Origin of the sequence: Paracoccus salipaludis (assembly GCF_002287065.1) — a bacterium.
Lineage (GTDB): Bacteria > Pseudomonadota > Alphaproteobacteria > Rhodobacterales > Rhodobacteraceae > Paracoccus > Paracoccus salipaludis.
In genome coordinates this window covers 1-517 of the sequence record NZ_NSJZ01000176.1, presented here as the reverse complement: position 1 = coordinate 517, position 517 = coordinate 1, and the positions used below count along the sequence as shown (strand labels likewise).

At 58.2% G+C, this 517-nt stretch carries 2 protein-coding genes; both read right to left on the bottom strand.

Annotation, left to right across the window (positions count from 1 at the left end):
- Positions 1-148, bottom strand: a 148-nt coding sequence (locus CK240_RS19680) for a helix-turn-helix domain-containing protein (RefSeq protein WP_135059014.1), incomplete at its 3' end; no start/stop codon positions are given.
- Positions 149-184: 36 nt separating this feature from the next.
- Positions 185-517: helix-turn-helix domain-containing protein (locus tag CK240_RS18070; protein WP_205957948.1), on the bottom strand; the 333-nt coding region annotated here is incomplete at its 5' end.

Sequence of the window (517 nt, the reverse complement as noted above, 5' to 3'; positions counted from 1 at the left end):
CTGACAGCCATTTTAACAGGTCGGCAGGCTCGATCTGCCAGCGGTTCCGGTTGTCCCTTCTAGCAAAAAGGTGCCCATCTTTTATGGCATTCATGATGGTGCCGCGCGAAACCTGAGCGCGGCTTGCGGCCTGCTGTGGTGTCAGCATTTGCAGTGATCTGTCAGTGACAATATCAGTTAGTTGTCACTTCTCGTTGTCAGATTTGCCACCTTCGATCACGTCCAGCCGGTAGCGTTCGACCGCCTGCCCGTGGGTGTTGATGTTGCCCCGGAAGGCACCCTCGGGCGTCACGGTGATGATCTTGTTGCGGCCGCGCTTCACCCGGCGGATCGCCCCAATTTCCTCAAGCAGGTTGAGAGAGCGTGCCATCTGGGCTTTGTCGGTGCGAGTGAGATCGCAGAGGTCGGCGGCGGTCTTCGTGCACTCGTAGGACTGCCAAGACAGGTAGCGGCAAATGATCCAGAGGATCGACATGGCCTCTTTGGCCTGTCCGGCAGTCTTTGCCGCCTCGAACAG